General features: G+C 62.1%; 19 protein-coding genes and 1 pseudogene. 5 read left to right on the top strand and 15 right to left on the bottom strand.

Translation table 11 applies throughout. The features are described from left to right. Nucleotides 1-79 precede the first annotated feature (79 nt). Nucleotides 80-562 carry a hypothetical protein gene (locus tag JWS14_RS49700; protein WP_241031968.1) on the bottom strand — a complete coding sequence of 161 codons (483 nt, stop codon included), beginning with the start codon at nt 560-562 and terminating at the stop codon, nt 80-82. 162 nt (nt 563-724) lie between these two features. On the opposite strand from JWS14_RS49700, the pseudogene JWS14_RS49695 reads away from it, so the two are divergent. Beyond that, nucleotides 725-868, top strand: a pseudogene (locus JWS14_RS49695) (integrase core domain-containing protein); the annotation flags it as partial. Nucleotides 869-1,341: 473 nt separating this feature from the next. Here JWS14_RS49695 and JWS14_RS49690 read toward each other — a convergent pair. From JWS14_RS49690 to JWS14_RS49675, 4 genes are read right to left on the bottom strand one after another with little or no spacing between them, the layout of a single operon-like run. Next, on the bottom strand, nt 1,342-2,052 hold the full coding sequence (locus JWS14_RS49690) for a tyrosine-protein phosphatase (protein ID WP_164065914.1): 711 nt from the start codon (nt 2,050-2,052) through the stop codon (nt 1,342-1,344). Next, nucleotides 2,049-2,834, bottom strand: a complete 786-nt coding sequence (gene phnE, locus JWS14_RS49685; RefSeq protein ID WP_241031967.1) for a phosphonate ABC transporter, permease protein PhnE — start codon at nt 2,832-2,834, stop codon at nt 2,049-2,051. The genes JWS14_RS49690 and phnE overlap by 4 nt, the downstream gene beginning before the upstream one ends. Before the next feature lie 35 nt (nt 2,835-2,869). Next, nucleotides 2,870-3,658, bottom strand: a complete 789-nt coding sequence (gene phnC, locus JWS14_RS49680) for a phosphonate ABC transporter ATP-binding protein (RefSeq protein ID WP_206017563.1) — start codon at nt 3,656-3,658, stop codon at nt 2,870-2,872. After that, nucleotides 3,655-4,542 (bottom strand): phosphate/phosphite/phosphonate ABC transporter substrate-binding protein, encoded by an 888-nt coding sequence (locus JWS14_RS49675; RefSeq protein WP_164065917.1) that lies wholly within the window; start codon nt 4,540-4,542, stop codon nt 3,655-3,657. The genes phnC and JWS14_RS49675 overlap by 4 nt, the downstream gene beginning before the upstream one ends. A gap of 165 nt (nt 4,543-4,707) precedes the next feature. Between JWS14_RS49675 and JWS14_RS49670 the strand changes: the two genes are divergently transcribed. Continuing rightward, nucleotides 4,708-5,463: a GntR family transcriptional regulator gene (locus tag JWS14_RS49670; RefSeq protein WP_164065918.1), complete on the top strand. Its 756-nt coding sequence runs from the start codon at nt 4,708-4,710 to the stop codon at nt 5,461-5,463. Between the two features lie 86 nt (nt 5,464-5,549). Then, nucleotides 5,550-6,035 carry an amidohydrolase family protein gene (locus tag JWS14_RS49665; protein ID WP_240960967.1) on the top strand — a complete coding sequence of 162 codons (486 nt, stop codon included), beginning with the start codon at nt 5,550-5,552 and terminating at the stop codon, nt 6,033-6,035. 103 nt (nt 6,036-6,138) lie between these two features. Here the strand turns inward: JWS14_RS49665 and JWS14_RS49660 are convergent, their stop codons facing one another. Next, nucleotides 6,139-9,420: a protein kinase domain-containing protein gene (locus tag JWS14_RS49660; protein WP_206017561.1), complete on the bottom strand. Its 3,282-nt coding sequence runs from the start codon at nt 9,418-9,420 to the stop codon at nt 6,139-6,141. A gap of 561 nt (nt 9,421-9,981) precedes the next feature. Further along, nucleotides 9,982-10,662, bottom strand: coding sequence for a TetR/AcrR family transcriptional regulator (locus JWS14_RS49655; RefSeq protein WP_241031966.1), 681 nt, complete (start codon nt 10,660-10,662; stop codon nt 9,982-9,984). Nucleotides 10,663-10,991: 329 nt separating this feature from the next. Here JWS14_RS49655 and JWS14_RS49650 point away from each other — a divergent pair. Then, nucleotides 10,992-11,800, top strand: a protein-coding gene (locus tag JWS14_RS49650) for an IS5 family transposase (RefSeq protein ID WP_183102294.1) whose coding sequence is annotated in 2 segments (ribosomal slippage) — nt 10,992-11,334 and nt 11,334-11,800 — 810 coding nt in all. Because the reading frame shifts where the segments join, the coding sequence is not laid out codon by codon here. 647 nt (nt 11,801-12,447) lie between these two features. On the opposite strand, the gene JWS14_RS49645 is transcribed toward JWS14_RS49650, so the two are convergent. From JWS14_RS49645 to JWS14_RS49610, 8 genes are all read right to left on the bottom strand, one after another. Further along, nucleotides 12,448-12,639, bottom strand: coding sequence for a ferredoxin (locus JWS14_RS49645; RefSeq protein WP_141473872.1), 192 nt, complete (start codon nt 12,637-12,639; stop codon nt 12,448-12,450). A gap of 93 nt (nt 12,640-12,732) precedes the next feature. Further along, nucleotides 12,733-13,590, bottom strand: coding sequence for a mycofactocin-coupled SDR family oxidoreductase (locus tag JWS14_RS49640; protein ID WP_105417968.1), 858 nt, complete (start codon nt 13,588-13,590; stop codon nt 12,733-12,735). A gap of 1,382 nt (nt 13,591-14,972) precedes the next feature. Continuing rightward, nucleotides 14,973-15,899, bottom strand: a complete 927-nt coding sequence (locus JWS14_RS49635) for a DUF7065 domain-containing protein (protein ID WP_206017559.1) — start codon at nt 15,897-15,899, stop codon at nt 14,973-14,975. A 307-nt stretch (nt 15,900-16,206) separates the two neighbouring features. Beyond that, nucleotides 16,207-16,617 carry a hypothetical protein gene (locus JWS14_RS49630; protein ID WP_206017557.1) on the bottom strand — a complete coding sequence of 137 codons (411 nt, stop codon included), beginning with the start codon at nt 16,615-16,617 and terminating at the stop codon, nt 16,207-16,209. 57 nt (nt 16,618-16,674) lie between these two features. Further along, complete coding sequence (locus tag JWS14_RS49625) at nt 16,675-18,093, bottom strand: aldehyde dehydrogenase family protein (protein WP_164065585.1); 1,419 nt, start codon at nt 18,091-18,093, stop codon at nt 16,675-16,677. A gap of 74 nt (nt 18,094-18,167) precedes the next feature. After that, complete coding sequence (locus tag JWS14_RS49620; RefSeq protein WP_164065584.1) at nt 18,168-19,838, bottom strand: AMP-binding protein; 1,671 nt, start codon at nt 19,836-19,838, stop codon at nt 18,168-18,170. Continuing rightward, nucleotides 19,835-21,058 (bottom strand): cytochrome P450, encoded by a 1,224-nt coding sequence (locus tag JWS14_RS49615; protein WP_241031965.1) that lies wholly within the window; start codon nt 21,056-21,058, stop codon nt 19,835-19,837. The genes JWS14_RS49620 and JWS14_RS49615 overlap by 4 nt, the downstream gene beginning before the upstream one ends. A gap of 87 nt (nt 21,059-21,145) precedes the next feature. Further along, entirely contained in the window at nt 21,146-22,789 is a 1,644-nt protein-coding gene (locus JWS14_RS49610) for an FAD-dependent oxidoreductase (RefSeq protein WP_338051876.1), read from the bottom strand. Between the two features lie 887 nt (nt 22,790-23,676). On the opposite strand from JWS14_RS49610, the gene JWS14_RS49605 reads away from it, so the two are divergent. Further along, complete coding sequence (locus JWS14_RS49605; RefSeq protein ID WP_164065582.1) at nt 23,677-26,322, top strand: PEP/pyruvate-binding domain-containing protein; 2,646 nt, start codon at nt 23,677-23,679, stop codon at nt 26,320-26,322. Nucleotides 26,323-26,609 lie beyond the last annotated feature (287 nt).

Below are 26,609 nucleotides of genomic sequence, written 5' to 3'. Positions count from 1 at the left end.
CAGGAGGGCGTTCGGCGCCTACGCCTCGGACTGGGTGTCGAGGATCGCCCGCGCCGCCCTCGCCGGGATCTCCCGCCGACTACCCCAACGTCAGATCGAAGTCATCAAGGAGCGAGGCAGTCACCGCATCCCGAGCCCACCCGTCAACGTCGAGTGGCGCCGAGCGCACCACCGTCAGCGCCGGTGCCGTTCGGCCGTCGATCAGCATCAGCGCGAGTTCGTTTCGTCCGTGTCGGCACTCGTAGCGAAGCCCCTGCGCCGCGGGAGTGTTGGTCAGAATATCGGTCGCGGTCCGACGAGTCTGCCCGTAGTCCCGCCAGGTGCACGCCGTCAGGGAGGCCTCCTGACCGAGTCGGATCAGGTTCCGCTGCCCGTCCAGGACTGCGATGTCGACGTCGTCGTCCAGCACCAGCTGCGCCAAGGACTTGCCGGTCAAGAGTCGCTTTCGGATGATCAAGTCCGGTGGAATGTCCTGGCCACGCAGAATCCCTTCGGCGACCACCGCACCCACCGACAATCCGAGATACAGGTAACCGCCCAGCGCGGCCCCACCCGGGCACACCGCCCGGTCGTGGACCGGCTCGAAACGCCCCTGCGCCGGAATGACAGTCGCGCGGGTATCGAGGGTGCGTGCATCGACCCAAGGCGCAATGTTGTGCGGCCCAAACGCATTCGGAGGATATGCCGATGGCGTCCAGTGCACCCGCCACAGCGGTGTTCCCGGTCGAAGTCGCAGGCACGGCTGGAGCTGTTCGAGTGGCTCTCGTACTTCAATCGACGTCGCCGTCACTCCGCCCTCGGATACCTCACCCCGGTGGAGTTCGAACAACGACTGATCGCGTCGTCTACGCTGTCAATCGCCGCATGAAATCCGGTGTCCACTCCCGAGGGGCAACCTCAGCGCCTACCACGGCTTCGATCTGGTCGAAAAGAAGACAGGCATCGCACGGGTCTACCTCCAGTCACAGATGACCGCGCTGACTACCGCTCTCGCCCCCAACGATGGGCTTACACCGTCCTGACGGCCTGACTGACAACCTCAATCAACCAGTCCGGTCGGTACTTCCCAAGGAGATTCGGTTCGATCTCACGATCGGTGTTGGGTGGTCCGAAACCTGGGACATCGAGCCCCGAGTACCGCTAGTGACGACAGACCCTGACCGCGACAAGTGGGCGGCGGTCTATGCGGGCACCGTCGTTCAGCACGCAATCCTCTCGCCCATACAACGGCCGCGGACAACGTCTCGAAGAGGGCGGTGCGGCCTTGCCCGGGGACGGCTGATCCCTGAATATGGGAAACGACGCCGCGACCAGATCACCGGCGTTGAACCTGTCGCCCTGTCATTCGGTGAAACGCGCGGACCAGAGCCGGATAGTTTCGTCGGTGGCACCCTGCGAGCGCACCCAGGTGTGCACCCCACCGGGGTGCGTATCCCAGTGCGACAGGACCCCTTCGATGGCGTCGGGTACGGCGCCGCGGAGGTCGCGGTCGTGGGGATGCGCCCGGCCGAGTTCGGGAGCGAAGCGGGTGATCCGCGCCAGGACGGCCGGCATGTGTTCGTTAGTCAAGACGTAGTCGGCGATGATGTCGCCGGGTTCGACGCCTGCGATGCGCAGCAAGAGGGCCACGGCGATTCCGGTGCGGTCCTTGCCCGCGGCACAGTGAAGCAGCACCGGTCCGGGAGCGGTGGCCGCGACCCGCAGGACGTCCGCGAGTTGCTTCCCCGCGTTGATCAGGATTCCCTGGTAGATGTCGGCGAGCCGGGCACCCTGGCTGGGCGCGGTGACTTCGGTGTCGGTGAGCAGGGAGATCAGATGCACCGCGGTGCCGTCGGACTGCAACGGGTGTGCACGGGTGGCGAACTCACGGGGGCTGCGGAGATCGACGACGGTCCGGACCGGCCATTCGGCGACGACGGTGGGGCGTGTGTCACCGGGCGCGGGCAGCGCGCTGCGGTACAGCACTCCGGGACGTGTCCGGCGCCCGTCGGAGGCGGACAGGCCCCCCAGATCGCGGAGATTGGGGAGAACATCGATGTCGGTCACCGTCATATGAGCTTCTTCCTGAGATAGGAGGCGGCGCGGTCGAGGGTCACCACGACCACGAGCACGACCAGGACGATCGTGAGGACGTTTCCGTACTCGAAGAGCCGGAGTTGCTGGGTGAGTTCCATGCCGATGCCACCGGCGCCGACGATGCCGAGCAGCGACGCGGCGCGCACGTTCCCGTCGAGCACGAGCAGGGTGTAGCTGGCGATGGTCGGCACGGACTGCGGCAGCAGCACCCAGCTGATGCGCTGGGAGCGGGTGGCACCGGCCGCGGCGGCCGCCTCCCATGCCCGCATGTCCATCGTCTCGAAGATGTCGGCGAACAGCCGGGCCATGCCCGCCGCCGATCCGATGACGATGGCGAGGGTGCCCGCGAGCGGACCGAGGCCCACAGCGGAGACGAACAGCAGCGCCCACATCAGTTCGGGGATGGCCCGGGTGATGTTGATCGACGTTCGCGCGGCGTGGTGGAGCCCGGCCTGACCGAAGACCGAACGCGCGCCGAGCAGCGCCCACGGCAGTGCGAGGAGGACACCGATGGTGGTGCCGATGACCGCGATCGCGAGGGTCTCGCCCATCAGGGTGACCGCGGTCGGGAGGATGGACAGGTCGGGCGGGAACATGCGGCCGACGAAATCGGTGATGTGCGGGATCCCGTCGAGCAGGGCAGCGGCGGAGAACTCGGTGGCCTGCGCCGACCAGAGGATCACCACGGCGGCAACGAGGACGCCGGCACCGGTCTGCCAGGACGGCCGACGCAGCGCGGCGAGGTCAGACGTCGACATTGGCGTCGACGGAACGCGTTCGGTATCGAGGGACATCACCGCACCCCCATGAGCGCACGGTCGGGTTCGGCGTAGAGCAGATCGAGATCGGCGGTCGTGACGGATGCAGTGGGGCAGTCGAAGACGAGGCGTCCGGCACGCAAACCAACCAGCTGGTCTGCGACATCTCGCGCCAAGTCGACGTCGTGCAGATTCAGTACCGCGGTGAGTCCCTCGACACGCGCGAGTCGCACGATGTCGTCGACGACGCCGCGGGCGAGAACCGGATCGAGGTTCGCGACCGGTTCGTCGGCGAGCAGCATGTCGGGCTGCTGCGCGAGCGCGCGGGCGATGGCCACGCGCTGACGCTGACCACCCGACAATGCGTCGGCCCGCTTGCGGAGCTGGTCCTCGAGTCCGAGGCGGCGGACGGCCTCGACGGCGATCTCCCGGTCGGCGCGCCGCACGAAGTGCACGAGGCTCGGCAGCAGCGGCTGACAGGCGAGACGCCCGATGAGCGTGTTGGACAGCACCGTCGCACGTTCTACGAGCTGGAACTCCTGGAACACCAACCCGACTCGCGCGTGGGCACGACGCTTGGCGCGGCCACGCAGCCCGCCGCGGTCGACTCCGTCGTGCAGCACCCGCCCCGATGTCGGTGCCGCGAGACCGGCGAGGCAGCGCATGAGCGTCGACTTCCCGGCGCCGCTGCGACCGAGCACCGCGACGATCTCGCCGGGCGCCACCCGCACCGACACCTCGTGCAGGGCCGTGGTGCCGTCCGGATACCGGTAGCTCACCGCGTCGGCTTCCACCCGCGGCACACCGTGTCGTGTGGTCGTCATTTCCGCGACAGCTCCTCGAGATTCACACCGAGTTCGGTTGCCGCGTCGCGGAAGATCGCGAAATCGCTGTCCTGTGCCGTCTCGAAGCTGGTCGCGCCGACCACCCCGAGCGCCGCTGTGTTGTCGCCGCCCACGAACGCGTCGACGATCCCCTGCTCGATCGCGGGGTCGAGATCCTTGCGCGCGATGATCACCAAGGAGACCGGGATGGGGTCGGACTCGGCGACGATCCTCTGCGCGGTGCCGTCGATGACGCCCTTGTCGACCATCGTCTGGTACGAGGAGCGGGCGTCCGCGGCGCAATCGACCGAGCCCTGCTTCACCGCGAGTTCGGCGGTGTCGTGGCCGCCCGCGTAGCTGCCCTCGATGTCGGTGTCGGGGTCGATGCCCGCCCGCTTCAGCAGGAGCTTGGGAATGTAGTTGCCGCTGGTGGAGCCGGCGTCGACGAACGCGATCTTGCGGCCGCGGAGGTCGTCGATCGAATCGATGCCGGTGCCGGTGCGGCACACGAACACCGAACTGTAGGCGGCGCCCTTGGCCACCACGAGCGGCTCGACACCGGCGACAGCCTCGGCGAGCGGGGTGGGGAAGGGGCTGAACGCGGCGACGTCGATGAGGCCCGACCGCATGGCCTCCACGATCGACAGGTAATCGCTCGTCGGCTTCACTTCCACCGACTTGCCCGTCCCGTCCGCGATCAGCGAGGTGATCGGTGCGAACTTCGCCTGCAGGTCCGCGTTGGCCTCCGCGGGCGGCAGCCCCACCTTCAGTACATCGGGTGCGCCGTCCTGGGCGGAGGAGTCGCCGCAGGCGGCGGCGCCGCACAGCGTGACCGCACAGGCGGCGGCGGCCAGGGTGCGGCGCAGGGTCGGGTGGATGCTCACGGGCGGGGCCTTTCCGAGAAGTGTTCGAAGTGATGCCCGAATATTCATCTAGACAAGTAGCGTAAACCACGCTCACGGATGTCCGGCAAGTGAATGGGTCTTGAACAGGTCATATGCGATTTGGTCGAAGCGCAGGCATCCTCGAATGTCCTCTAGACTTGCCGCATGCCAAGCAAAACGTCCGTAGCCCGGGTGCCGCTCTACCGACAGGTGCAGGACGTCCTCCTGCAGCGACTCGACAGCGGCATGCTGGAACCGGGAGACCGGCTGCCACCCGAGACCGACCTCGCCTCCGAACTCCGGGTCAACCGGCTCACGGTCCGCCAAGCGATCGGCGAGCTGACCCGCGCGGGCCGACTGGTGGCGCGGCAGGGGTCGGGCACCTTCGTGGCTCCGCTACCCCAGCACTTCCCCATCGAACTCGCCGCCAGCTACATCGGCGGTCCCGACGGACTCGGCGCCGCCTTCACATCAGTCGGCCGCACATTGAGCGAGACGCCCGTGCGCAGTGCGATCGTGCTCGGTGGCACTGCACCCCAGGCCGAGGAGTATCTGCCAGGCCGCCGGCTACGCCGCATCGACACCGTGCTCGCGGTCGACGGCGAACCCTGGTTCGCGAACTCGGTGTGGATGGACGATCGCCGGTTCGCCGGCATCGACCGGCACCTGCAGGACGGCGTCCCGCTGTACACGGTGTGGCGCGACGTCTACGACGTGCGACTGAAGGCCGCCTGGAGATCGTTCGCCGCGGCGGCTGCGTCACCGCGCGTGGCGGAGATACTCGAAATCCCTCCGGGCGCACCGGTACTGCTACGCGAGGGCCTCAATCTCGACGAGGACGGCAGCCCGACTGTGTACATCCACCGGTCGTGCCGCAGCGACCGCGTACGGTTCGTCGCGAACTACCTACAAACGGACTGAGCCTCCGAACATCGTGTCGCCCACGGCCGAAGGCAGAGGCCCGCGAGATCGTTCAGTGGCGAACAGCTCGACCAATGAGGGCACTCATGGTCCATATCGACTTCATGGACCGCTACGGCATCCAGGCGCAAGCCCTCTCGGTGTCGGACCCAGGATTCGAATTCCTCACCGGAACAGAAGCAGCCGAGATGTCGCGCTACTGCAACACCTACACCGCCGATCTGTTCAAGCGGCATCCCACCCGATTCGGTGGCCTGGCCGTACTGCCGATGCGCGATACCACCGCCGTCATCCGGGAACTCGAGTACGCGCTCGACACCCTCCACCACGACTGGGTGGGCCTACTCTCGGCCTACGAAGGCGCCTACCTTGGCGATCCCCGCTTCGAACCACTGATGCTCGCCCTCAATGCCGGTCGGCATATGTGTTCGTCCACCCCGCGGCCATTCCCGCCGACGCAAAACCCGAACTCCCCCTTCCCGACTTCCTCGAAGAGTTCACTTTCGAGAACCCACGGAAGTAAGCACAGGGCAGCCGGTGTGTTTGGTCACGAACGGCGACGCCCCGCATAAAGCTTAACCTCCGCCACCTCGTCAGAAACGACTCGGCCCGTTCCCGAAGTGGTCTAAACGGTCACAGTGGGCCAGGGATGCTTCCAATATCCGTAAAACCGTGTTATCGACTTTCCGGCGGAGGTTGCTGCGGTGCGGCATCGCTCGATTTCGCAGATTCCACTACCCATGCCGCGATCTGCGCGCGTGAGTTGAACCCCAGCTTCGTCAGGAGATGTTCGACGTGCCCCTGTGCGGTGCGGGGCGAGATCACCAACCGCGCTGCGATCTCCTTGTTGGTCAGTCCTTCGGCGATCAGAGCGGCGACCTCACGCTCACGCTTGGTCGGCGTGGCCGATGGACTAGCTGCTGAAGCAGGGAGTTCTGGAATCTGCTCGCCCAGGGCATAGGCGACCGCAGCCTCGAAACCGAGCATACTGCCCTCCCGGTGTGCCGCGGCGAAGGCCTGCTTAGTCATCGCCTGTCGAGTCTTACGTTCGAACTCGTCCTGGTACACGAGCATGTCCGGCAACAACACCGTCGAACTCCCTACTGAGCGACTGAGTTGCTCGGCGGCTCCAGCCAACATGACCGCGCGTCTGGGGTTCCCTTCCTCAGCTGCGATCCACGCCAGTGCTTGCATGCACATGCTGGCCTTCATTCGGTCGTTGACTTTCCTGCCTGTCTTCAGTGCCTGCACGAGTAGGCGAGTAGCTCGCGTGCGATCGCCTTTTCGCCACACCGCAACCGCTAGCGCCCACAATGTATGGGCCCGATGCACGGATTCGCCTCGCGCCTCCGTAATCGTGAGCACGTGCTCGTAGCATTCGATGGCCCGCTCGGTGTCGTTCTGCAGTTCGCACGTGATGCCGAGGCCGTCGAGAGCGAGGACCTGAAACAAGAGGTCGTCCCGTGCGATGTACACGCTGACCGCACTTTCAAGATGCAAGCGTCCATCGGACAGTTTTCCTCCGAACAGTGCGAGATATCCAGTGGCGTGGTCGATGTGTGCGCGAATCAAGGGGTTATTCGACTGGCCGACGAGCGTACGACAAGCTTCCACCAGGTCCGCCGACCCCTGAAGGTCACCCTGCAGTCCGCTCATCAGGCTATATGCAAATGTCGCTTTGGCTCGTTCGACAGTGAGGGTACCAACCTTGCGGGACAGAAGGCGACCGAGCCACCGACGCCCCTCGTTGAGCGACCCCTGGGAAAGCCAGAACGGGCATAGTGCGGCAGCGATCCGCAGTCCCGTTGCGGGATTGTCGGACACGCAGAAATCCAGCGCCTCGCGGATATTCGGTTGTTCCCGAGTCAGTCTGGAGATCAACGCGAGCTGCCGGGAGCTGATCCATTCGGTTTCCGCCTCGACCGCCAGCCGCTCACACCAGTCGCGGTGCCGACGGCGAAGCGCGATGTAGTCGCCGTTCTCCTGCGCCTTTTCCCGTCCGTAGGCGCGCACGGTCTCGAGCATTCGGAACCGCACCGCGGAGCCCGACTCTTCTCTCGTCAGGATCGACTTGTCGACGAGGAACGTCACGGTGTCGAGGAGGTCGTCTGCGTCGTCACCATCGCAGACCTGTTCCGCGGCCTCGAGATCGAAACTGCCCGCGAACACCGAGAGCTGCGCCCACATCCGTTGTTCCGCAGGGGTGCACAGGTCGTAACTCCAGTCGATGCACATCCGCAACGTCTGCTGCCGCGAGGGCGCGTCCCTGCTGCCGCGAGTGAGGAGTAGGTAACGATCGGTGAGACGCTGCAGGATCTGATCGGGTGTCATCGCGCGAAGCCGGGCCGCCGCCAGTTCGATCGGTAGCGGCAGCCCGTCCAGCCGCTGACAGATTCGGGCGATGGTGACCTTGTTCTCGTCGGTGAGCTCGAATCCGGGGACTACGGCGGCGCCGCGTTCCGCGAAGAGGGTGACCGCATCGTTGCGGGGCAGTCCTTTCGGCAGGTGATCGGGATCAGGGACGGGCAGCGGGGGAATCAGAAGCGCGGTTTCCCCGCCGATTCCGAGCGGTTCGCGACTCGTCGCGAGAATTCGCAGCCGAGGGCACGCGCGGAGCAGGATTTCGGCGAGTTTCGCGGCCGCGGCCACCACCTGCTCGCAGTTGTCCAGCACGAGCAACACGTCACGCGGGGCAAGGAACTCGACGAGCACCTCGTGCGGGGGTCGCGCAGACTGGTGACGCAACCCCAGCGCGGCCACGACCAGGCCCGCCAGCAGCGTATCGTCGCGCAGCTCACCCAGTTCCACCAACGTCACACCGTCCGAGAAGTTTCGTTGCGCCTTGGCGGCTGCGCGTAGAGCAAGTCGGGTCTTTCCCACCCCGCCGATTCCGGTCAACGTCACCAGCCGCGACGTCGACAACAGGTTCGTCGCCTCGGCCAGTTCCGTGCGGCGGTCGACGAAACTGGTCAGCTCCAGCGGAAGTCCACCCGTTCGGCCCGAATCCGCCGGTGACCACGACGGCCGGACTGACGCTCCGCATTGCACCGCGGCCGGTTCGGTGTGCATCGCCATCTCGTCGACCGGGAAGCCGTGATGCAGTTGGGACTCGCGGAGTTGCCGACCCAGTTCCACGGCGGAGGGGCGGGCGCCGGCCTCGGCGGACATGGCACGTTCGATGACAGCGCTGACCCCCTCGGAAATGCCGTGTTCGCGCGGGTTGGGAACCGGCTCGGACGTGATCCTCAGGAACTGTGCCACCAATTGCTCACCGCTTCGCCGTTCGAACGCCGCATGACCGGTGAAAGCAGCGAACAGGGTGGCGCCGAGGCCGTACACATCGGCGGCCGGACTCGGAGGCTCACCGGCGACCACCTCGGGGGCGGTGAACGCCGGCGAACCCGTGACGACGCCGGCCGTGGTTTCGAACCCACCGGCGATGTGGGCGATGCCGAAATCCGTCAGCGCAGGCTCGCCGTAGTCGGTGAACAGGATGTTCCCGGGCTTGACGTCGCGGTGCAGGATCCCGAGGCGGTGGGCAGTTTCGAGGGCGCCGGCCATCTTCACCCCGAGTCGCAACGCTTCGTCCAGCGGGAGCGGCCCGTGACGCCGGATCCGCTCGTCGAGCGACCCCCCGGCGTGGTACGGCATCACGATGAAGGGCCGACCGTTGCCGGTGACACCGGCGTGGAAAACATTGACGATATTGGGGTGACCGGTCAGCCGGCCGGCCGCACGCTGCTCACGCAGGAACCGTGCCCGATTCTCCTCGTCGAGGTCTGCGGTGAGGACCTTGACCGCCACGGTGCGGTCGAGCGCAGCCTGCGTGCACCGGTACACGACGCCGAAACCGCCGCGGCCGATCTCCTGGGCATCCTCGAATCCGGCCGCCGCCAACTCCGCCGTGACCGAACCGGACACGTCGCGTTGCGTCGCGAATGGATCGACACCGGTCATCGGCTACATCGATTCATCCGACACAATACGTTGCAAAGGCACGGGCTTCTTTCACCCCTCAATCATGCATCCCCAACGATGTCGCGGGTAAGCCCGATCAGGCCAAGGGCGAGCAACATGGCGCCGAGTCACCGACGATGGCTCATTCGGTGGGACAGCTACTAAGCCTGGAGCCACCGATGTGGTGTCCGGGATGGGTGAGCCGAAACGACGAGATTCCCTTTGCTTGCTGAAAGAATTGGACTGCCTGTTGACGCGGCCACAGGCGGTAGACGTAGCGGCCGTCCCCTTTCACATCGCGAAGCCTGCACCTGCGGCGGATTGCAAAGGCACAGTCCTGCAAACGGGAGGCACGGGTGATCTTCAGATGCAAGGAAGGTGATTGTGTGCAGGCGCCCCGCAATATGGCCATCCACCACGCGTCACTCTATCCAACACAAACCACCTCGGTCACACCAGCACGCTCCGATCCGCGAAAACTGCTGAGCGCCCAATCGCCAACGCGCACCTTCCTGTGTTGAGCAACCCGAGCCCTCCGAATCACTGCGCCATGGCGACTTTTTACTGGCGCTTCAGGTTTTTAGACAAGGGGCGACCCCTGCGAACCGTGACGCCATCGGTCGGCGCTACGAGGGCTGGAAGGACGAACGTTTTCAACATCCGCGCAAGGGCAGGATCGCTGGGTTCCATGGATTCCATGCTGTTGAACAGTGCAAACTGCACAAGGGCGAGCCAAGTGTAGACTTCCGACGAGTTAAGGTCACTTCTCATTTCACCCCGGGTCCTCGCCTCTTTCAGAAAAGGCTCCCAAAGGTCGGCCGTCAACTCGGCAGCCAACTCAAGAGTTTCCGACCACGACTCTCCTCGCTGATTTGCCGGGGCCAGAACCATAGCCACGATCGGATCTTCGCGCGCCAAGGCGACGGTATGAATCAGACCCGCAATGAAATTATCCTCAAAGGATCCCTCCCTTTGAAGAAGTTCCCTGCTAGCCTCCAGCACTTCTCGAGCGCGCCAATCGATCAGCACTGAGGTCAATTCAGTACGATCCTGGAAGTACCGGTATACCGTCGGACGTGAAACTCCAGCCTCCGTCGCTATATCCTCCATCGTCGTCTTCGCCAAACCGAAGCGCAAGATCACCTTCTGCGCAGCATGGAGAATCTGCGAGCGGGCTTCCTCGCCATCTTTGCTGAGGACGTTCCCTGCTTTCCTGCGCGCCATGTCACCTTGAGCTTCCACTCGGTTATCAAACTATTCAGCGTGGCCAATAAATCACTAGCGGTTCGCGACGGCTGGACGTACACGTATTGCACGATCACCACGCTTCAAGTATACAACATTCGTTTGTCGTCTCAACGACAACACGAAGGACCGCCTCGGCGCTGGTTGACATGACCCCCGGAGGGCGGGATGCACCCTCGCACTGCCCGTCTCACAGGCCCTGGCACTACGCTCACGTAGTGAACACCGCCCTTCGACGGCAATCCGATGCCAATTCATCGTCACCCGAGCTGGCCTTAGAGCGTGTCTCATGTGGATGAAGTGACCTGTGGGACATGATGTGACGCGTGGTAGATGAGTTGTCACTGAGGTTGGTTCCGGATGCGTTGTGGGAGATAGTCGAACCGTTGATTCCTCCTTTTGTCGCCCGGCCGCAGGGAGGTGGCAGTGCGCCGGCCGATGACCGGGCGGTGTTCACCGCGATCGTGTACGTGCTCACCAGCGGATGTGCGTGGCGGCACCTGCCGCCCTCGTTCGGGGTAACCGTGCCGACCGCGCATCGACGGTTCAGTGCCTGGGTGCGGGATGGGGTGTTCGAGAAACTCCATCGCGAGGTGCTCGATCGACTCGGTAGCGCGGGCGAACTCGACTGGACGGCAGCGATCCTGGACGCGGCAAGCGTGCGGGCGAAAAGGGGGGCTCACTGACGGGTCCCAGCCCGGTCGACCGCGGTAAGAAGGGATCGAAGATCCACGTCCTGTCCGAAACGAATGGAATCCCACTGGTCGTGGGCGTGACCGGGGCGAACACCCATGACAGCACGATGCTGCAACCATTGGTGGCAGCGATTCCGGGCGTGAAGTCTCGGCGCGGACCGCGCCGACGCAAGCCGGGAAAGCTTCGCGCCGACAAGGGCTACGACTACGACATTCACCGACGGTGGCTGCGCGAACGAGGCATCGTCCCGCGGATCGCCCGCCGCGGCATCGAGCGAAACGATCGCCTAGGCCGGTACCGATGGAAGATCGAACGCACCATCGCCTGGCTCACCGGCTACCGGCGCATGACCATCCGCTACGAGCGCCACGGCGAACACTTCGCCGGCTTCCTTCACCTCGCCGCCGCACTCACCTGCTTCAAGAAGCTCCCCACATGAGACACGCTCTTAGTCGCATCACCCCGAGGAACATGCAGCCCGTGTGCTCATAGATCTGGAGCACCGCGGTTTTAGCGCGCTACCTCTGCGAGCGGAGATCGTCCTCCAACAGGATCGGCGGATCCTCGATCGGGGTCGTCTTCCCCACGTCGTGAAACGCCGTCGCGCCACTCGATCGGTACGATAGTCGTGCACTCACGACTATCGGTCTTTAGTTCAACGCCTGCCATAAGCGGAAGCATTGTTCAGCAATGGATTACGAGAATCCTGGCGCGGATCGCGACTACGCGCAATACAATCTCTCTTCCTTCTCGCGCAAGCACCGCATTGTCACACATGTCGGCGAATCTCGATTGCCCGCGGCATTTGTCGAGGCTCACATCGTCGGCGGGGCAATCAAAGCTCAACCGGACCGACCCGCAGGGGATCGTGCTGCGGGGTCCGACTTCTCGACGAGTCAATGTTGCTCGCCGCAGTGCGCCTGCTAATGGGCGATCCGCCACCGCAGTTCTGCGAGCATGCCCACAACGTGCAGGATGTCCACTGTGCGGGCCGCAGATTACGAGAGGGGTCACCTTTTCATAGTTTCGGGGTCGGATGCGGGGCATCCGGCCGTGTAGGTAATTGTGATGCCGCGATGTCGATGTTCATTCCCTCATCGAAATTGCAGTCTCGGGACAATTTTCGGCCGCGCTCCGCGCGCTATCAAGGTACTCGACCGCTGGCCGAAGGTCGGTCACAATTCCCATGCCTTCTTCATCCATATCGAATACTTCGGGAGCTAATAGATAACAGCGGCCATGGCCCTGACATTTGGTCGTGTCAATCTCAACTCGCATTTCTCACTCCTTTCCAATCTATTGGATCAGGGTGACTTCCGTTTACACGGAAGGCGCACCTGAATTGCAGCCTTATGTGCACTGCGTGACAGCTCAAGGCTTTACGGTGTTTCCAGCGTCAACCGCGAGTGCAACACCAGTGACATAGCGAGCTTCATCGCTCGCGAGCCATAGCACCGCATTACTAATCTCAATCGGCAGCAATAGCGGCACAGGCGCGTATTCTGCATCAGGATCCGCATCGAGGTCAGGCAGGATGTTGGTGGCCCCCGCTAGCCCAGTCACACTGCTACCAATAATCGCCATCGTTCGATCACTGAACGTTCCCATACCTTCGGTAAGGACGCCAGTTGGGTGAACAGTATTCACACGGATCTTGTACCGCGAGAGTTCGTTGGCGAAGGCCTTCATCAGGCCCACCACGCCATGTTTGCTTGCCGCATAATGCGCGTAGGGCGTATGCCCGCGAAGGCCGGCCGTTGAAGACGTAAGGATGATCGATCCTCCGCGCTTGGACTCGACCATGTATGGAGCTGTTGCAACGACTGTGTTCCAGACACCCTTCAAATTGGTATCTAGTACAGCATCGACAGCGTCCTCCGGGATATCCCAACTGTGCTCGTGCACCGTCATAATGCCAGCGTTGGCACATACGATGTCGATCCGGCCGAACGCTTCGATACCGACCTCGACGGCACCCGTCAGCGCAGCCCTATCACGAACGTCAGCGACGGCGCTGACACACTTCTGGCCAGTCTTTTCGACAAGCGCCCTGGTCTCCTCCAGATCTTCCCGTGTCGCGGCCTTGTAGTCCACCAAGGAATGAATAGGGGCACACGCATCGGTTACAACGATGTCGGCGCCTTCCTCCGCCAATCGCAGTGCATGTGACCGGCCCTGGCCATGGGCTGCACCCGTGATAAAGGCTACCTTTTCCGAAACTCTTCCCATCAGCCTGTCTCCTTTTCCATCCGATACTCAAGTTGCAGCATTCTGTACGACTGAATGAATCACTTCTGAGAGCTACCAGCCCTCGCGGGGCAGCGCTTCGGGAGTCCGCATGTGGCGTTGAATGTCAGCTCTCGAATGCGCAGCTAAATCCGCGCGCAGAGACGGGTTGCTACCTGCCTCAAACCGACACGCCTACTTGCGTTCTGCAGAGCCACGACATAGAAAAACCAAACTCAGACGTCGAGACAAAGTACGTTGTGTGTAATGTCGTTAATGTTAGCTACCTCACTGCAGAGTGTCAACGCCATAGCGGTGCCCACGTCATGCGGTGCCCGGAAGTTCCACCTTCATGAATCATGGTGGTGGACGCACGCTCATTAGCGGCATGAACGACGCTGGAAGCCAATGCCTTACGACCGCATTCGGGGTGTGGACAACGGGTCGAGCCACCGATGTGCCACCCGGACCTTTCTTCCCGCCAGACGAATTCGGTTTCGTCCGAAACATCCACTATTTGACAACCAGCTTCATCAACCGTCGCCGGGACAGTATCGAAGGCATCGAGGATGGGACGAGTGTGGTCGGCGAGGTGACCAAGCAGCCCAACTGCCTCTAGTAGCCGTCTGGTGAACACCGTCCGACACGCTGCAATATTTTCACCGCATCACCGCCATGTCGTACTCAACCGCAATAGGGGCCAGTTCCCAGTTGGACTTCACCTACACGAGCTACTGCGGGACTGAAATCGGCGAAATCCATACGCCGGACAGTTGACAATCCTTCATGCAGTGGATTTCATGAGCGAGCAAACCTACAAGAACGAACCGCGTGCCTACATCGACTATTCACACTCAACGGAAGATTCACGAGAACAGTACGCTTTAGTCGATTCATCTTCGAGCACGCTCGGGGAATCGCCGCGGTGTTCGCCGCCGGGAAGAGGCACGACACCACGCCGCCCCACTCTCACACCCCGGCGACGAACCCCGCCATCTACGCTCGCCGAGTTGAGTGCCACCCTACTTTTACGACGTTTCGGCTAGGGACGCTACGAGGCTGACGTGATGCCCTCGTCGATAAGTGCCATCACCGAGTGATGCCGGGACCTGCCCTGGCCTCGGACTCGGCCCAGTCCCGTGCCGAGATCCGCCTCGTGCCGCTTTGCCCTCACCCTGCCACACGCCGGTCGCATCGACGGGGACTGTGTCGCCATCACCATGCTGGGCGACGGTCGACGAGTCCATCCCGCTAGCCCCTCGGCGTCACATCGGCGAGCTGAGTGCGACGCGGGCGTACCCGTACCGCAAGCTGATATGCCGCTGCTCGGCGAATCGAGTGCCGGTGCCATGTGCAGTGACGGCAGTCGAATTCGTCCGGACCGGTCAGACGCCCCGCCGGACATACCCCTGCTCGACGATTCCGCCACCGGCCTCCCCCGACGCGGTCCTGAACGTGTGGAATTCGTCGTAGGCGCTCATCACTGCGCCCGTCCGCGGAGGCCCCATCGGAACCCACTGTCCGGCTGGCCGGCCTACCGAGGCCACGGTGAGCCGATCGCCGGAGTCCAGCTCGATCTCTGCCTCGACGAACAGTCCGCTGCCGTCGCGTGTGAACGAACTGACGCCGGCCACCGGCGTCGCGGTATCGCCGAGCAGGAATCCCGTTGCGTGATCAGAGCCGTCACTGCCGTACAACCTCATCACACTCAAGGCAAAGGTTTCGAATTTCCACATGAACCCGAAGTACTCGGACATCCCGATCGTCTCGTCACGAAATCCCCAGGTTCGATCGCGGAATCCGGATCCGTCAACCGCGGATTCCTGTCCTCGGAGGTTGACCGAGCCAACGACCGAGGCCGCCTGCTGGTAGTGCTTGAGAGCTCCCGTCTCGGCGTAGCCGCCGAACGCCTTTGGCGAGGCGTCGCCGACGAAGTCGGCCCGCGCGAACTGAGGCATGAACCGAAGTTCTGCCGTCACTTCCGGGGTAGAGATGGTGAAACCGGTGTCAAGATCCAGCCGGATGGATTTACTCTCAAAGCTCCCCGGGTCCAGAGGTTCAATGAGCTCGATCGTTCCGTTCGGTGTTTGCAGACTGAACCGCGCCTGGCGCGCGCCGGCGTTCGGCGAGGTCGAGACGTGGACGGTGCCGTATATCCCGTTCTCGTCGTCCCAAAAAGGAAGCCACGCATTGTCGCGCCACGGGGGAGATCCTTCGGGGAGGTCAGCGGGAGCTGTGATGGGCTGCGCCAGCGGACCCCACACGGTGTCCGCGCCAGCACTTAGTTGAGAGGACATGGATACTCCTTGCAATCATCGGACACTCATACATTTGTAACGCATCTTCATACTTGCTTCGATCATCCAGAGCCGGACCGACGCATCAAGACCGGATCTTTTTCGGGCCCGATCCCAGCCTTCGTCTAAGGGTTCCAACAGTGGGTGGTGTCGATAGGTCACCATGCGCAAAGGGGCGCTGACCTCAAGTCCCGCGGTGCTCAGGTCGCGGCACTGAACCCACCTGCGCCGAACGACGCCTGAACTCGCTCCACGGCGCTGGTGGCCGATAGTGCTGTTCGTTGCCACCAGCAATGTGAGACCTGTCCCGCCGGCCTGACGACTACTTCCGGTCGAATCCCTGTGCAGCAAGGTACTCGTTGTACTTGATGAAGGCAGGCTGCATGGCCGGCAGCAACTGGAGGAGCTTGCCCACCGGTCCCTTCACTTTGATCTTCCTCCGTGCGAGTGCCATCGGAACATTGAGATCACCAAGCCAGAACTTATGGCCGGTGTCAGTGTCCATGAACAGCTCGATCTCGACGTCAGATGCCTTTGCAGCGTCGCCTTGCCGCACGACCGGCGGATCCTGGGATGCGTCAAGGACGATGACCAACTCGGGGTCCGTGTAGTTCATGCGGAACGCTACATTCGATGAAACCCATTTGGCTTTCAGTTCGGGGTCGACGGCGACATTCTCGATGAACTTACCGAGAGTAGCCGCGGCTTCCTCAGTAGATGTGAACAATGGCATTGCATTTTCCTTTCACATAGATGTCGTTGCTGAACGTGTTCGTCCCAGGTAGGTGATTCAGAGCGCACCCGGTGCGGTCTTGCCTTTGTTGCAATGGAGCACCTGGATGCTCGACAAGTCGTTGAGCCCCCAGGGACCGTGTTCGACGCCGATACCGCTCCACTTGACGCCGCCGAAGGGCGCGTTTGTCGCAAGTACCGCATGCGAGTTAACCCACGCAGTTCCGACGTCGAGTTGGCTTGCCAGGGCCGTGGCACGGTCGATATCCGGAGACCAGATGGACCCGCCGAGCCCGTACTGCCCTGCGTTCACCCTTGCGATCACATCGTTCACATCGTCGTACGGTATGACGGGCAAGGCGGGTCCAAATTGCTCTTCGTCGACGATTCGCATGCCGTCGACCGCACCGGCCAAGATGGTCGGCTCATAGAAGACTCCAGGTCCGCCAACCGGCCTTCCCCCTGCGGTCGCCTTTGCACCGCTCTTGAGAGCGTCTTCCACCAACCCGCTGACTCGTTCGAACTGAGGCCGATTCGCCAATGCCCCAAGCTGCGTTTCCTCATCGAGCGGATCACCAACGACAATCTGTTTAGCTATCTCGGAGAGCGCCTCGACCACACCGTCATAGATTGAACGTGGCACGTACAGCCTCTTAATGAGGATGCACCCCTGGCCGTTGTTCCAGAACGCGCCCCAGAAGAGAGCTTCTGCGATCTCCGCCGGATCAGCGTCGTCCAACACGATCGCTGCGTCGTTTCCGCCGAGTTCTAGAGTGACGCGCTTGAGATCCGCTGCAGCGGAGCGATAAACGTGCTTTCCCGTCGCCACCGATCCTGTAAACGAGATCTTCCTCGGTACAGGATGCTCAGTCATCCAAGCACCGAGTTCGTCCCCTCCGGTAACGACATTGAAGACGCCGGGTGGCAAAATCTCACTTGCGATCTCGCCGATGCGCAATGTCGAGATGGGAGTGAAGGGTGATGGCTTCAGCACCATCGTGTTACCGGCCCGCAGCGCCGGCGCGAGCTTGAAGAAGGCCATCGCGACGGGAACGTTCCACGGAGTGATTCCCGCGACCACCCCGAGGGGGCGCCGCACAATCTCCGTATGGGCACCGTCATCGTCACGGATCACTTCTCGTGGCCGCTCTACATTGGCGTAGTAGTCGAGCCAGGCAGCACCCGACATCGCTTCCACGCCGCCCAGATCGAGCGTCTTTCCATTTTCGTTCGCGAGGATCTCGGCCAGTTCCGGCGCGGCATCCATGACCGCAGCAGACAACTCCTGCAGCCTTTCCCGGCGGAAGTCCTCGTCTTTGCGCCATTCGAGTTGAGCCTTCGACGCAGCGTCCATCGCCCGGTCCAACTGAGCTGCGGTACAGACTGGCGCCTGCGCGTACACGTCGCCGGTTGCGGGATTGACTACATCGAAATAGTCACCTCCTGAGACACCTTGACCGCCGATTGTCATTTCCATGAAAACTCCCAGAGTCGTTTATTCTAAAGAGACAAAACCAAGATTGCTGGTGGGCCGATCTACAGCACTTCCACCTAGCGACGCTTCTCCCTGGACAGGGAATACCTGTCACCGGTCAGGTCGATCGTGCCGGCTCCCAATGCCCTCTCGCGAAGTTGATGTTTGAGAACACGTCCAACACCGTTAACGGGCAGCTCATCAAAGAACTCGATGAACCTGGGGATGCAGAAGTACGGTAGATGCGTTTCGAAGTACTTCAACAGTTCGCCGGGCTCGGGGCGCTCCCCTCGTGCGACGATGCACGCCTTGATGTCGTCTTCCGTCATCGGCGAGGCCACGGCGTGTACAGCGACTTCATCAACCAGAGGGTGCTGCCGGATGGCAACTTCCAGCTCGATTGACGACACATTCTCGCCACGTCGCCTCATCGCATCCTTCTTCCGATCTACGAATGCGAATGCCCCCTCCGGAGTTTTACGGCCGTAGTCGCCTGTGTGATACCACAGGTTGGTGATCGTCGAAACGGTTGCGCTGTCGTTCTCCCAATACCCGGAGAAGATGGCACCCGGTGCCAGGGGTCGCACCGCGAATTCCCCTGTTTCGCCATCGGGCACCTCATTGTCGAGATCATCGACGATGCGAACTTCGATAAGGCTGGCTGCACGACCCACGGTTCCTGGGAGCCGTTCCTCACTCACCGGGTTCAGGCAGATCGCGGTGGCTTCGGTTTGTCCGTACCCGTCAGACACGACACGTGTACCGAAGCGTCTCTCGAATTCTTCTTGGCGCGGGATGTCCAGCGGAATCCATACCGCCAGACGTAATTGGCCGCGCATGGGAGGGTCCGACGATTCGGGTTGGGCCAGAACGGCTGCCGCCATCGCCGCGACACCCCACGATGTGGTCGCCCCTTCCTCGTGGACCTGACGCATGAAGGTGCTGGCGTGGAATTGGGCGAGAAAGCTGACCGACGACCGAGAAAATAGCGCCGACATCAGGACCGCGATCTGACCGCCGGCGTGATAGAGCGGCAGGGCCGTGACGATCTTGTCCCCCGCTGCCACCCATTTCGCGGCAATGTACATGCGTGCGACCTGGAAGTAGTAGGCGTGCGAGAGCTTGCAGGCCTTCGACAGTCCGGTCGTCCCGGAGGTGAACATCAGACTCATCAAGTCGTCAGGTCGAACGCTGACTTCCGGAAGTTCGGAACCGTGCTCGGCGAGCGACGCGTATGAGACATACATGGGCGGAGAATCAAGGTCCGGGGCATTCCCGTCTACTCCTACCAGGAATTGCACCGAGGTCGTCGCAAAGTCTTGGCCACCCAGTAGAGACATTGCTGCTGCATCGCCGACAACCGCCCTCGCGCCGCTCGTCGACAACTGGTGCCTCAGGAACTCGCCCTTCAGGAAGACGTTGATCGGCACGAAGACGATACCGAGCTTGGCGCACGCGAAAATGAGCTCGACGTACTCGACCGCTGTGGGGAGCATGATGGCGAGCCGGTCCCCCTTAACAAGCCCGAGTTTCAGCAAACCTGCAGCAACTCGGTCGGTCTTCCCGTCGAGTTCGCCGACCGTGATCCATTCCCCACCGAATTTGACGAAGGGCGCCGATGGATCGGCGGCCGCCCACCCACGGAGTTGCTCGACAGGACCGACAACAGAACCTCGGTCCACGTCAAACGGTAGTTCGTCGCCGCACTGCACTGGTGCGGTAGCCGTTGAACTGGCCTGAATCGTCACACTGTCTCCTGGATACCGTCGTTCACAACATTTCGCGTAGAGCAGGTAATCGGCACGCTTTCGACCGAGTTGTAACTGATACCAACCTGACGTGGCGTTTCTTCTTTCGGAATCGTCAGCCGGAAGTTTTCAAATTTGCTCAGCAGCTCCTCGTAGGCGATCGCCAGCTGAATTCTCGCAAAATGTGAGCCCAGGCAACGATGAACCCCCACACCGAACGCCACATGCGGAGTGCCCATACGCTCGAAGTCCAATTCATCTGGATTGTCGAAATGTTCGACGTCGCGATTGGCCGACATGTAGTTCACCGCAATGCGGTCGCCCTTTTTGAACTCGCAATCCCCGATCGTGGTGTCCTCGGTGACGGTGCGAGCCATGAAGGAGACCGTGGGTTCGAATCGCAGGAATTCGTCGAGATCGACCTTCCACCAGTCAGGGTTACGCAATCGGCCTTCGACCTCAGGGTTTGTTGCGAGGTGGTAGGCGATATTCGACATTGCGCTACGAGTGGTGTCGAGTCCGCCGGCCAACAGGGCTGTTACCACGCCCAGGCGTTCGTCGTCTGTCAACAAGCGACCATCTTCCACCGTGGCAGTGACCAGCGCACCGAGTACGTCATCGCGCGATTCGGGATTCTTCTCGACCTCTTCAAGAAGCTCACCTGCGATCAGAGCGATTTCAAAGAACGCTTCGGGTGTGCCTTCGGTCGCGGCACGCTCAACGGCGCTGACCGCGCGCTTGGTGAGGTCCGCGTCCTCGGTTGCAAAGACCACGCGACCAAGCGCTCCGGCGGTGAACGGGATAGCGAAGTCGTGCACGAACTCGAACTCGCCGTGCTCCTCGAGCTTGCGCGCAACTTTAGCGACGAGGTCTTGGCCGACCTGACGGATCTGGTCCTCGTACTTCAGAAGGTAGTTGCGGGAGAAATACTTGTTGAGGAATTTCCGAAAGTCGCGGTGGATCGGTGGGTCCAGATCCAGTGGTGCCAAACTGACAGGGAGACCCCTGAGTGCAGGTTCGCAACTGCTGAACTTGTCGGGTCGCTCAGCAATCGCCTTGACGTCTTCATATCGCGTTGCGACGTAGTATTCGCCGTCGCCCGCGGCGCGCGGGAAGGGGCACCCACCTTCACGAGCCGCACGCAGCGCGTCCAACATATGCGGACGCTGTTCCGGATCGTACAAGTCGATCGATTCGACGATTTCGTTCACACTCTTCACTACTTCGCCCTCCTTATAGTTTTTCCGGGAACTGACAGAGTCTGCTGAATCCGTCACGAACACCGGGCTTCTGTGCATCACGTTGATTCACACATTTGGCCTTTCCGCAACGCGCAGCATCTCATTCAAATCGATGAGCTTGATTCGCGGAGCTCCTCGTTCCCTCCCCAGACTTCGCTCGTGCGCGTCAATGGATTTCGCGCCGGCGAAGTTCAGGTAGTCCGGTTGTCGCTCAGATATCAGTTGTCGCAAGTTTTCCTGCGCACGAACAGGTGCCTTGAGGCGCCCCGCGCGGTGATCCTCGATGATCTTCTCGACGGTGTCCTTTGCGCACTTCTTGTTGGTGCCGATCACGCCCGTTGGGCCGCGCTTTATCCATCCCGCGACGTAGACTCCTGTCAGACAGGCTCCGCTTTCCGAGGTGACACGGCCGCCGTGGTTTGCAATCGTGCCACTGACCGGTTCAATGGGAAGCGGTCCTGTTGGAACTCCTCGGTACCCAATCGAGCGCAGAACGAGCCCGCACTCGATGTCCTCCTCGACCCCCGTAGGCCGCACCTGCGAACGTCCATCCTGTGTGGACACCAATTCGTTGTGTGCGATTCTCAATCCCTCTACGTGGTCATCTCCCAATACCTCCAAGGGGGACGCGAGATAGCGTAGGACGATTCGCTTCTTGCCGGGACTGGGGGCGGAGGACGCGAGCTTCCTCAGAATCCCCAACTTGACCGTCGCGATGGGGTCATTCCCCTCGGTAGCGGCGCGCGAGTATGCATCCAGCTCGGACTCGTCCATGTCTACGTGAACATCAAAGCTCGACGATTGACTCAATGCTAAAAGTTCCGGAGTCGTGTATGCCGCCTGCGCCGGTCCTCGCCGTCCCATGACGACTACTTCCTTGATATTGCTCCCAGCGAGCCTATCTACGGCATGGGTAGCCATATCCGTCTTAGCGAGAGCTTGGGGTTCGCTGACAAGGAGACGGGCGACGTCCAGAGCGACATTGCCGTTCCCGATCACAACAGCGCGGTCGGCGGACAGGTCAAACACACTGTCGGCGAAATCGGGATGTCCGTTGTACCACGCGACGAACTCGGTTGCACTGTGGCTACCAGGTAGCTCCTCGCCGGGAATATCAAGCCGTCGGCTCCCGGAAGCACCGATCGCATAGACCACCGCATCGTGCGACTCCAGCAATTCCTCATGCGTAACATGTTTTCCAACAGTGACATTGAGAAACATCTCCATACCCCTGCGACCTGCGGTGCGCTGAAACAGCCCGGCGACCGCCTTCGTCCCTTGATGATCGGGAGCGACGCCGTAACGGACCAGGCCCCACGGAGTGGGCAACTGTTCGAACATGTTCACCTCGACCGCGAGATCGCGGCGCAAGAGAAGCTCTTCTGCGGTATAGCATGCCGCCGGGCCGGAACCTACGATAGCCACCTTCAGTGGGCGGAGCTTTTCGTCCGAATCTACTTTCTTTGTCTGTGCCCGAACAACATTCGCGTCCTCGGAAGTCCTGTTCGAATAGAACGCAGCGTTGATCTCCTCGTACGGAGCCGTCTCATCCGTCAAATCGATATCGGCCACGATCGCGCTCACAGGGCATACCTCGACACATGCGCCGCAATCGATACAGGAGACCGGATCGATATACAGCATCTCCGCAGTGCCATAACCCGGCTCATGCGGCGCCGGATGGATGCAGTTGACGGGACAGACCGACACACATGCTGCGTCATTGCAGCAGGGTTGGGTGACAACGTGCGCCAAACCATTGCTCCTTCTTGCATCCTCCTGGGACAGCGCGTACGCGGCTCCAGGTGGAACGACGAGACAAACTACGTTGTCTGTAATACCGTTATGTTAGCTACCTCACTTTCGAGTGTCAATGCTGAGGCCTCCGCAAACCCCACCAGGCAATATCCGGGCTTTCCCGCACAGCGGGGGCCGGCCCAGTGCTGGCGAACGGGGCAAGAAGGCCCTCCAGGTGGACGTCCACGTAGTCGCAGCCGAACTGACGGCCGTCCGCTGGTTCCGGACGCACCGAGGCGGCCCTTCTGGAGCGCTTGCACTCCAACTGACACATACCTAAGCCGGCACGAGACTCGACGGTCGACGATTTTCTCCCAGGCCGGCCCCGACTGGACCGGCCTGGCCGGGCGGTCTGCGTTCGTGGGCCCGGAGGTGCCCCGGCACCTCATTGTCCGCGGCACCCAACTTCATAGAAGCTCCCGCGGGTAGCGCAACTGCAACAAGCATGACCGAGCCTGAGACGGCGAAATATATTGAAGCGCATCGGGATCGCTCGTAAGCGAAAATCGTTCGCACCTACCGTACGACCATTCGTCAGGCCGATCCGCAACAATTTAAAGTCAGATAGAAAAAACCCTGGATTGGCCGCATCCTCTGGGTTATGCTTTCGCTGAGCAGTATGAGCAGATCCGACCTTCCGCATCGCGAGGAGTTGGCGGACCCCAGGGTGATTAGCGCACCAAGACACCGCGGTGACATGCCGTTCCGGTAGCGCCCGACACCCGACTGCGGCGAAGGTGAATTTACGTCACCGCGCGACGACATTTTCAATCGTTAACTCAGACAGAAGGCAGAGGTTCATGGACGTCATCGCAGTGATGCCGCTCGAGAAGTGCGGAGAGGATGTCGCATCGGAGGTCGGGGGCAAGGCGCTGGGACTCGGAGCGCTTATGCGGTCGGGCATGACCGTACCTCCGGGTTTCGTCGTTACAACCGACGCGTACCGGGCGGCGGTGAAGGCTGCGGGCATCAACGAGCACATCGAGAGCGCTCTTCGCGGAGCCGACCCCGAGGGCGATCTCACAGCCGTGTCTGAGGTGATTTCCGCGCTCTTCACGGAAGCGCTCATCAGTGATGAGCTTCGCACGACTATCGAAGATGCATACCGCGGGCTGGGCTTGTCCCCGACTCCCGTCGCCGTGCGGTCCAGCGCGATCGCCGAGGATCGTGCAGACGCCTCTTTCGCTGGACAGCAGGACACCTATCTCTGGGTGCAGGGGGCAGACCAGGTTATTACCCATATCGTACGGTGCTGGGCAAGCCTCTTCAGCCCGCGTGTCATCGCCTATCGGGCCCGCTTGGGAGTTCCGCCTGAGGATGTAGCCATGGCGGTGGTCGTTCAGGAGATGGTACAAGCTCGTGCGGCAGGAGTCATGATGACCCTCGATCCGGCCAACGGTGACCGCGACGCGCTGTACATCGAATCGAACTACGGGCTCGGCGAAGCCGTCGTAGCCGGGGAGGTCACGCCGGACTCCTTCTGGGTCGACAAGAAAACTCTTGGGTTGCGCAAGCGCGTCATCGGGGATAAGCAGATTGCGTACCGCTTCGATGAGGCGAGTCAGCAGGTTCGCAAGGTAGAAGTCTCGCCCGGCGAGCGTGCGGACTGGTCCCTCAGCAACGAGGAAGTGTGCAGGATCGCCGAACTCGGACGAGAGATCGAGACGGCCTTCGGCGCCCCGATGGACGTCGAGTGGGCAATTGCCGGGTCCGGACCGTCCTCACAGGTGCAGCTCCTGCAGGCGAGGCCGGAAACCGTCTGGGCATCGCAACCCGTCCCCCCGGTTAAGCAGTCCCAATCCGGTAACGACTCGGACCTCACCACACCCCAACGATGGGATCCGCTGCACTCGTCGAGCACTCCGAACCTTCATTGGACCACGTCTAACCTCGGCGAGGCGATGCCCGGGGTTCTAACTCCCCTGAACTGGACGCTGTGGCACCGGACGCTCGAGAAGGCCGCATTGAAGGCCGCATTCCGAATCGGAGTTCTGTCTCGGGCAGAGTCGGAATTCACTGATGACGCCGACCGCCACTACTTCCGTGTGTTCTATGGCCGCCCCACCATCCAGGTCGAATACATGGGCACAATGGGCGACCGTATGCCTGGAACTTCAAGCGAGGACATCGTCATATCCATCCTTGGTCGTGTTCCCGACGGTTGGCAGGCGAATCCCACACGTCGTCGATGGCCCATTATCGCCGGCAGATTCCCCTGGACATTCATGACCGTTACCAAGGAGATCCGGGAGACCGTCAAAGCGGTCGACGCCTGGTACGCACCGCATCTTCAGCGCGTGTCCAAAGCGTTGACGGTAGCCGAGGCGACCGAAAACTTCCGCGTCGCCACACGGCACTTCGACCGAGCCCTGGAGACCCAGGTCGTCGGCTCCCTTGCAGGCATCGTTCCGGTGTACGACATTCTTGAACGACTGACCAAGCGTGCTGGAGTGGATATCTCGGCATTGAGCGGCTCCGGTGGGGCTGAGGTCTCGGGACTCGTCACCGACGTCTGGAAGGCGTCACGCAACGAGCTCCGCTTTGACGAGGTCGTCGCGCGGCATGGAATGCACGGTCCGTCGGAGGGCGAAATATCGAGTGTTGTGTGGCGTGAGAATCCCGAGCCGCTGCGCACACTGATCGAGACCTATGCCCTCCAAGACGACGATGAGGATCCTCGCCTTCGCGAGGCGGATCACCACATCGCGGCCGGTATGGCGGCGCGACAGCTGCTTGCTGCGACGCCGAGATGGCAAAGACCAGCCGTTCGGTTCCTGCTGAAACTCGCAGCGACACGGATTCCGCTGCGCGGTGCGGCAAAGCGGTCGTTGGTGCAAGGTCTCGATGGAACCCGGGCATCCGCGCGGCGCCTTGGCGCACTGCTCGTTGAAGCGGGCACTCTGGAGCACACCGACGACATCTTTTACTTGACCGCGGCAGAAGTCGAAAACACACCTAGCGACGTTAAGTCGCTTGTGCGGAAACGGCGCGAGCGACGGGATGCTTACGCAGCGCTGTCGATCCCGAGCGAGTGGAAGGGCATGCCGGAGGCGACGCCGGTCGGCGCCGATGACGGTCTGACCGCCGAGGGAGCGATGACTCTTGAAGGCATCGGTGTTAGCGCAGGAGTCGTCGAGGGAATCGCGCGTGTCCTTTACGAGCCTGATTTCGCCGCGGTTCAACCTGGCGAGGTTCTAGTGACTCCGACGACCGACCCGAGTTGGTCCTCGGTGATGTTCATCTCGTCCGCCCTTGTCGTGGACATCGGCGGAGCACTTAGCCATGCAGCGGTCGTGGCCCGCGAGCTTCGGGTGCCGTGCGTCGTGAACACCCGGAGCGGAAGCCGCACCATCAAGACGGGCGACCGTATTCGCGTTAACGGCAATTCTGGAACCGTCGAAGTTCTCGAACGCGCTGCCTCGCCTGTGGAGCTCGAGGACGCGTGATGCGCACAGTCTTCCTCAAACGAGGAAGACGTGACTGGTCCGACGTACCGACGCGTGGGGTGTCCGCGGGCCGGGCAGGATAATAGATTCGGAGTCGTCCCCGAGGGTCCTCCCGGCCCGCCACCGCAGAGGGTGGAACCGTCTTCAAGCAGCGCAACGTGTCCTGGCGACTCGTGCCCACAGCGCGGTAGCACGTGTAACCACGACCGACCGTGTCCGACAGTACGAGGTGATGACCGTGGTGTGCAGGGCTCGGTACAAGTTGCCGATTGCCGGGCCGGGAGAGC

The organism is Rhodococcus koreensis (assembly GCF_017068375.1).
GTDB lineage: Bacteria > Actinomycetota > Actinomycetes > Mycobacteriales > Mycobacteriaceae > Rhodococcus_F > Rhodococcus_F koreensis.
This window is presented reverse-complemented; position numbering and strand designations above follow the sequence as displayed.

What these genes read in the sequence shown, in the direction of transcription:
- JWS14_RS49640 (WP_105417968.1), bottom strand. Translation starts at nt 13,590, where the DNA reads ATGGGAAGAGTTTCGGAAAAGGTAGCCTTTATCACGGGTGCAGCCCAT.
- JWS14_RS49690 (WP_164065914.1), bottom strand. Translation starts at nt 2,052, where the DNA reads ATGACGGTGACCGACATCGATGTTCTCCCCAATCTCCGCGATCTGGGG.
- JWS14_RS49625 (WP_164065585.1), bottom strand. Translation starts at nt 18,093, where the DNA reads ATGGAAATGACAATCGGCGGTCAAGGTGTCTCAGGAGGTGACTATTTC.
- JWS14_RS49605 (WP_164065582.1), top strand. Translation starts at nt 23,677, where the DNA reads ATGGACGTCATCGCAGTGATGCCGCTCGAGAAGTGCGGAGAGGATGTC.
- phnE (WP_241031967.1), bottom strand. Translation starts at nt 2,834, where the DNA reads ATGTCGACGTCTGACCTCGCCGCGCTGCGTCGGCCGTCCTGGCAGACC.
- JWS14_RS49645 (WP_141473872.1), bottom strand. Translation starts at nt 12,639, where the DNA reads ATGCGAGTTGAGATTGACACGACCAAATGTCAGGGCCATGGCCGCTGT.
- JWS14_RS49630 (WP_206017557.1), bottom strand. Translation starts at nt 16,617, where the DNA reads ATGCCATTGTTCACATCTACTGAGGAAGCCGCGGCTACTCTCGGTAAG.
- phnC (WP_206017563.1), bottom strand. Translation starts at nt 3,658, where the DNA reads ATGACGACCACACGACACGGTGTGCCGCGGGTGGAAGCCGACGCGGTG.
- JWS14_RS49660 (WP_206017561.1), bottom strand. Translation starts at nt 9,420, where the DNA reads ATGACCGGTGTCGATCCATTCGCGACGCAACGCGACGTGTCCGGTTCG.
- JWS14_RS49670 (WP_164065918.1), top strand. Translation starts at nt 4,708, where the DNA reads ATGCCAAGCAAAACGTCCGTAGCCCGGGTGCCGCTCTACCGACAGGTG.
- JWS14_RS49665 (WP_240960967.1), top strand. Translation starts at nt 5,550, where the DNA reads ATGGTCCATATCGACTTCATGGACCGCTACGGCATCCAGGCGCAAGCC.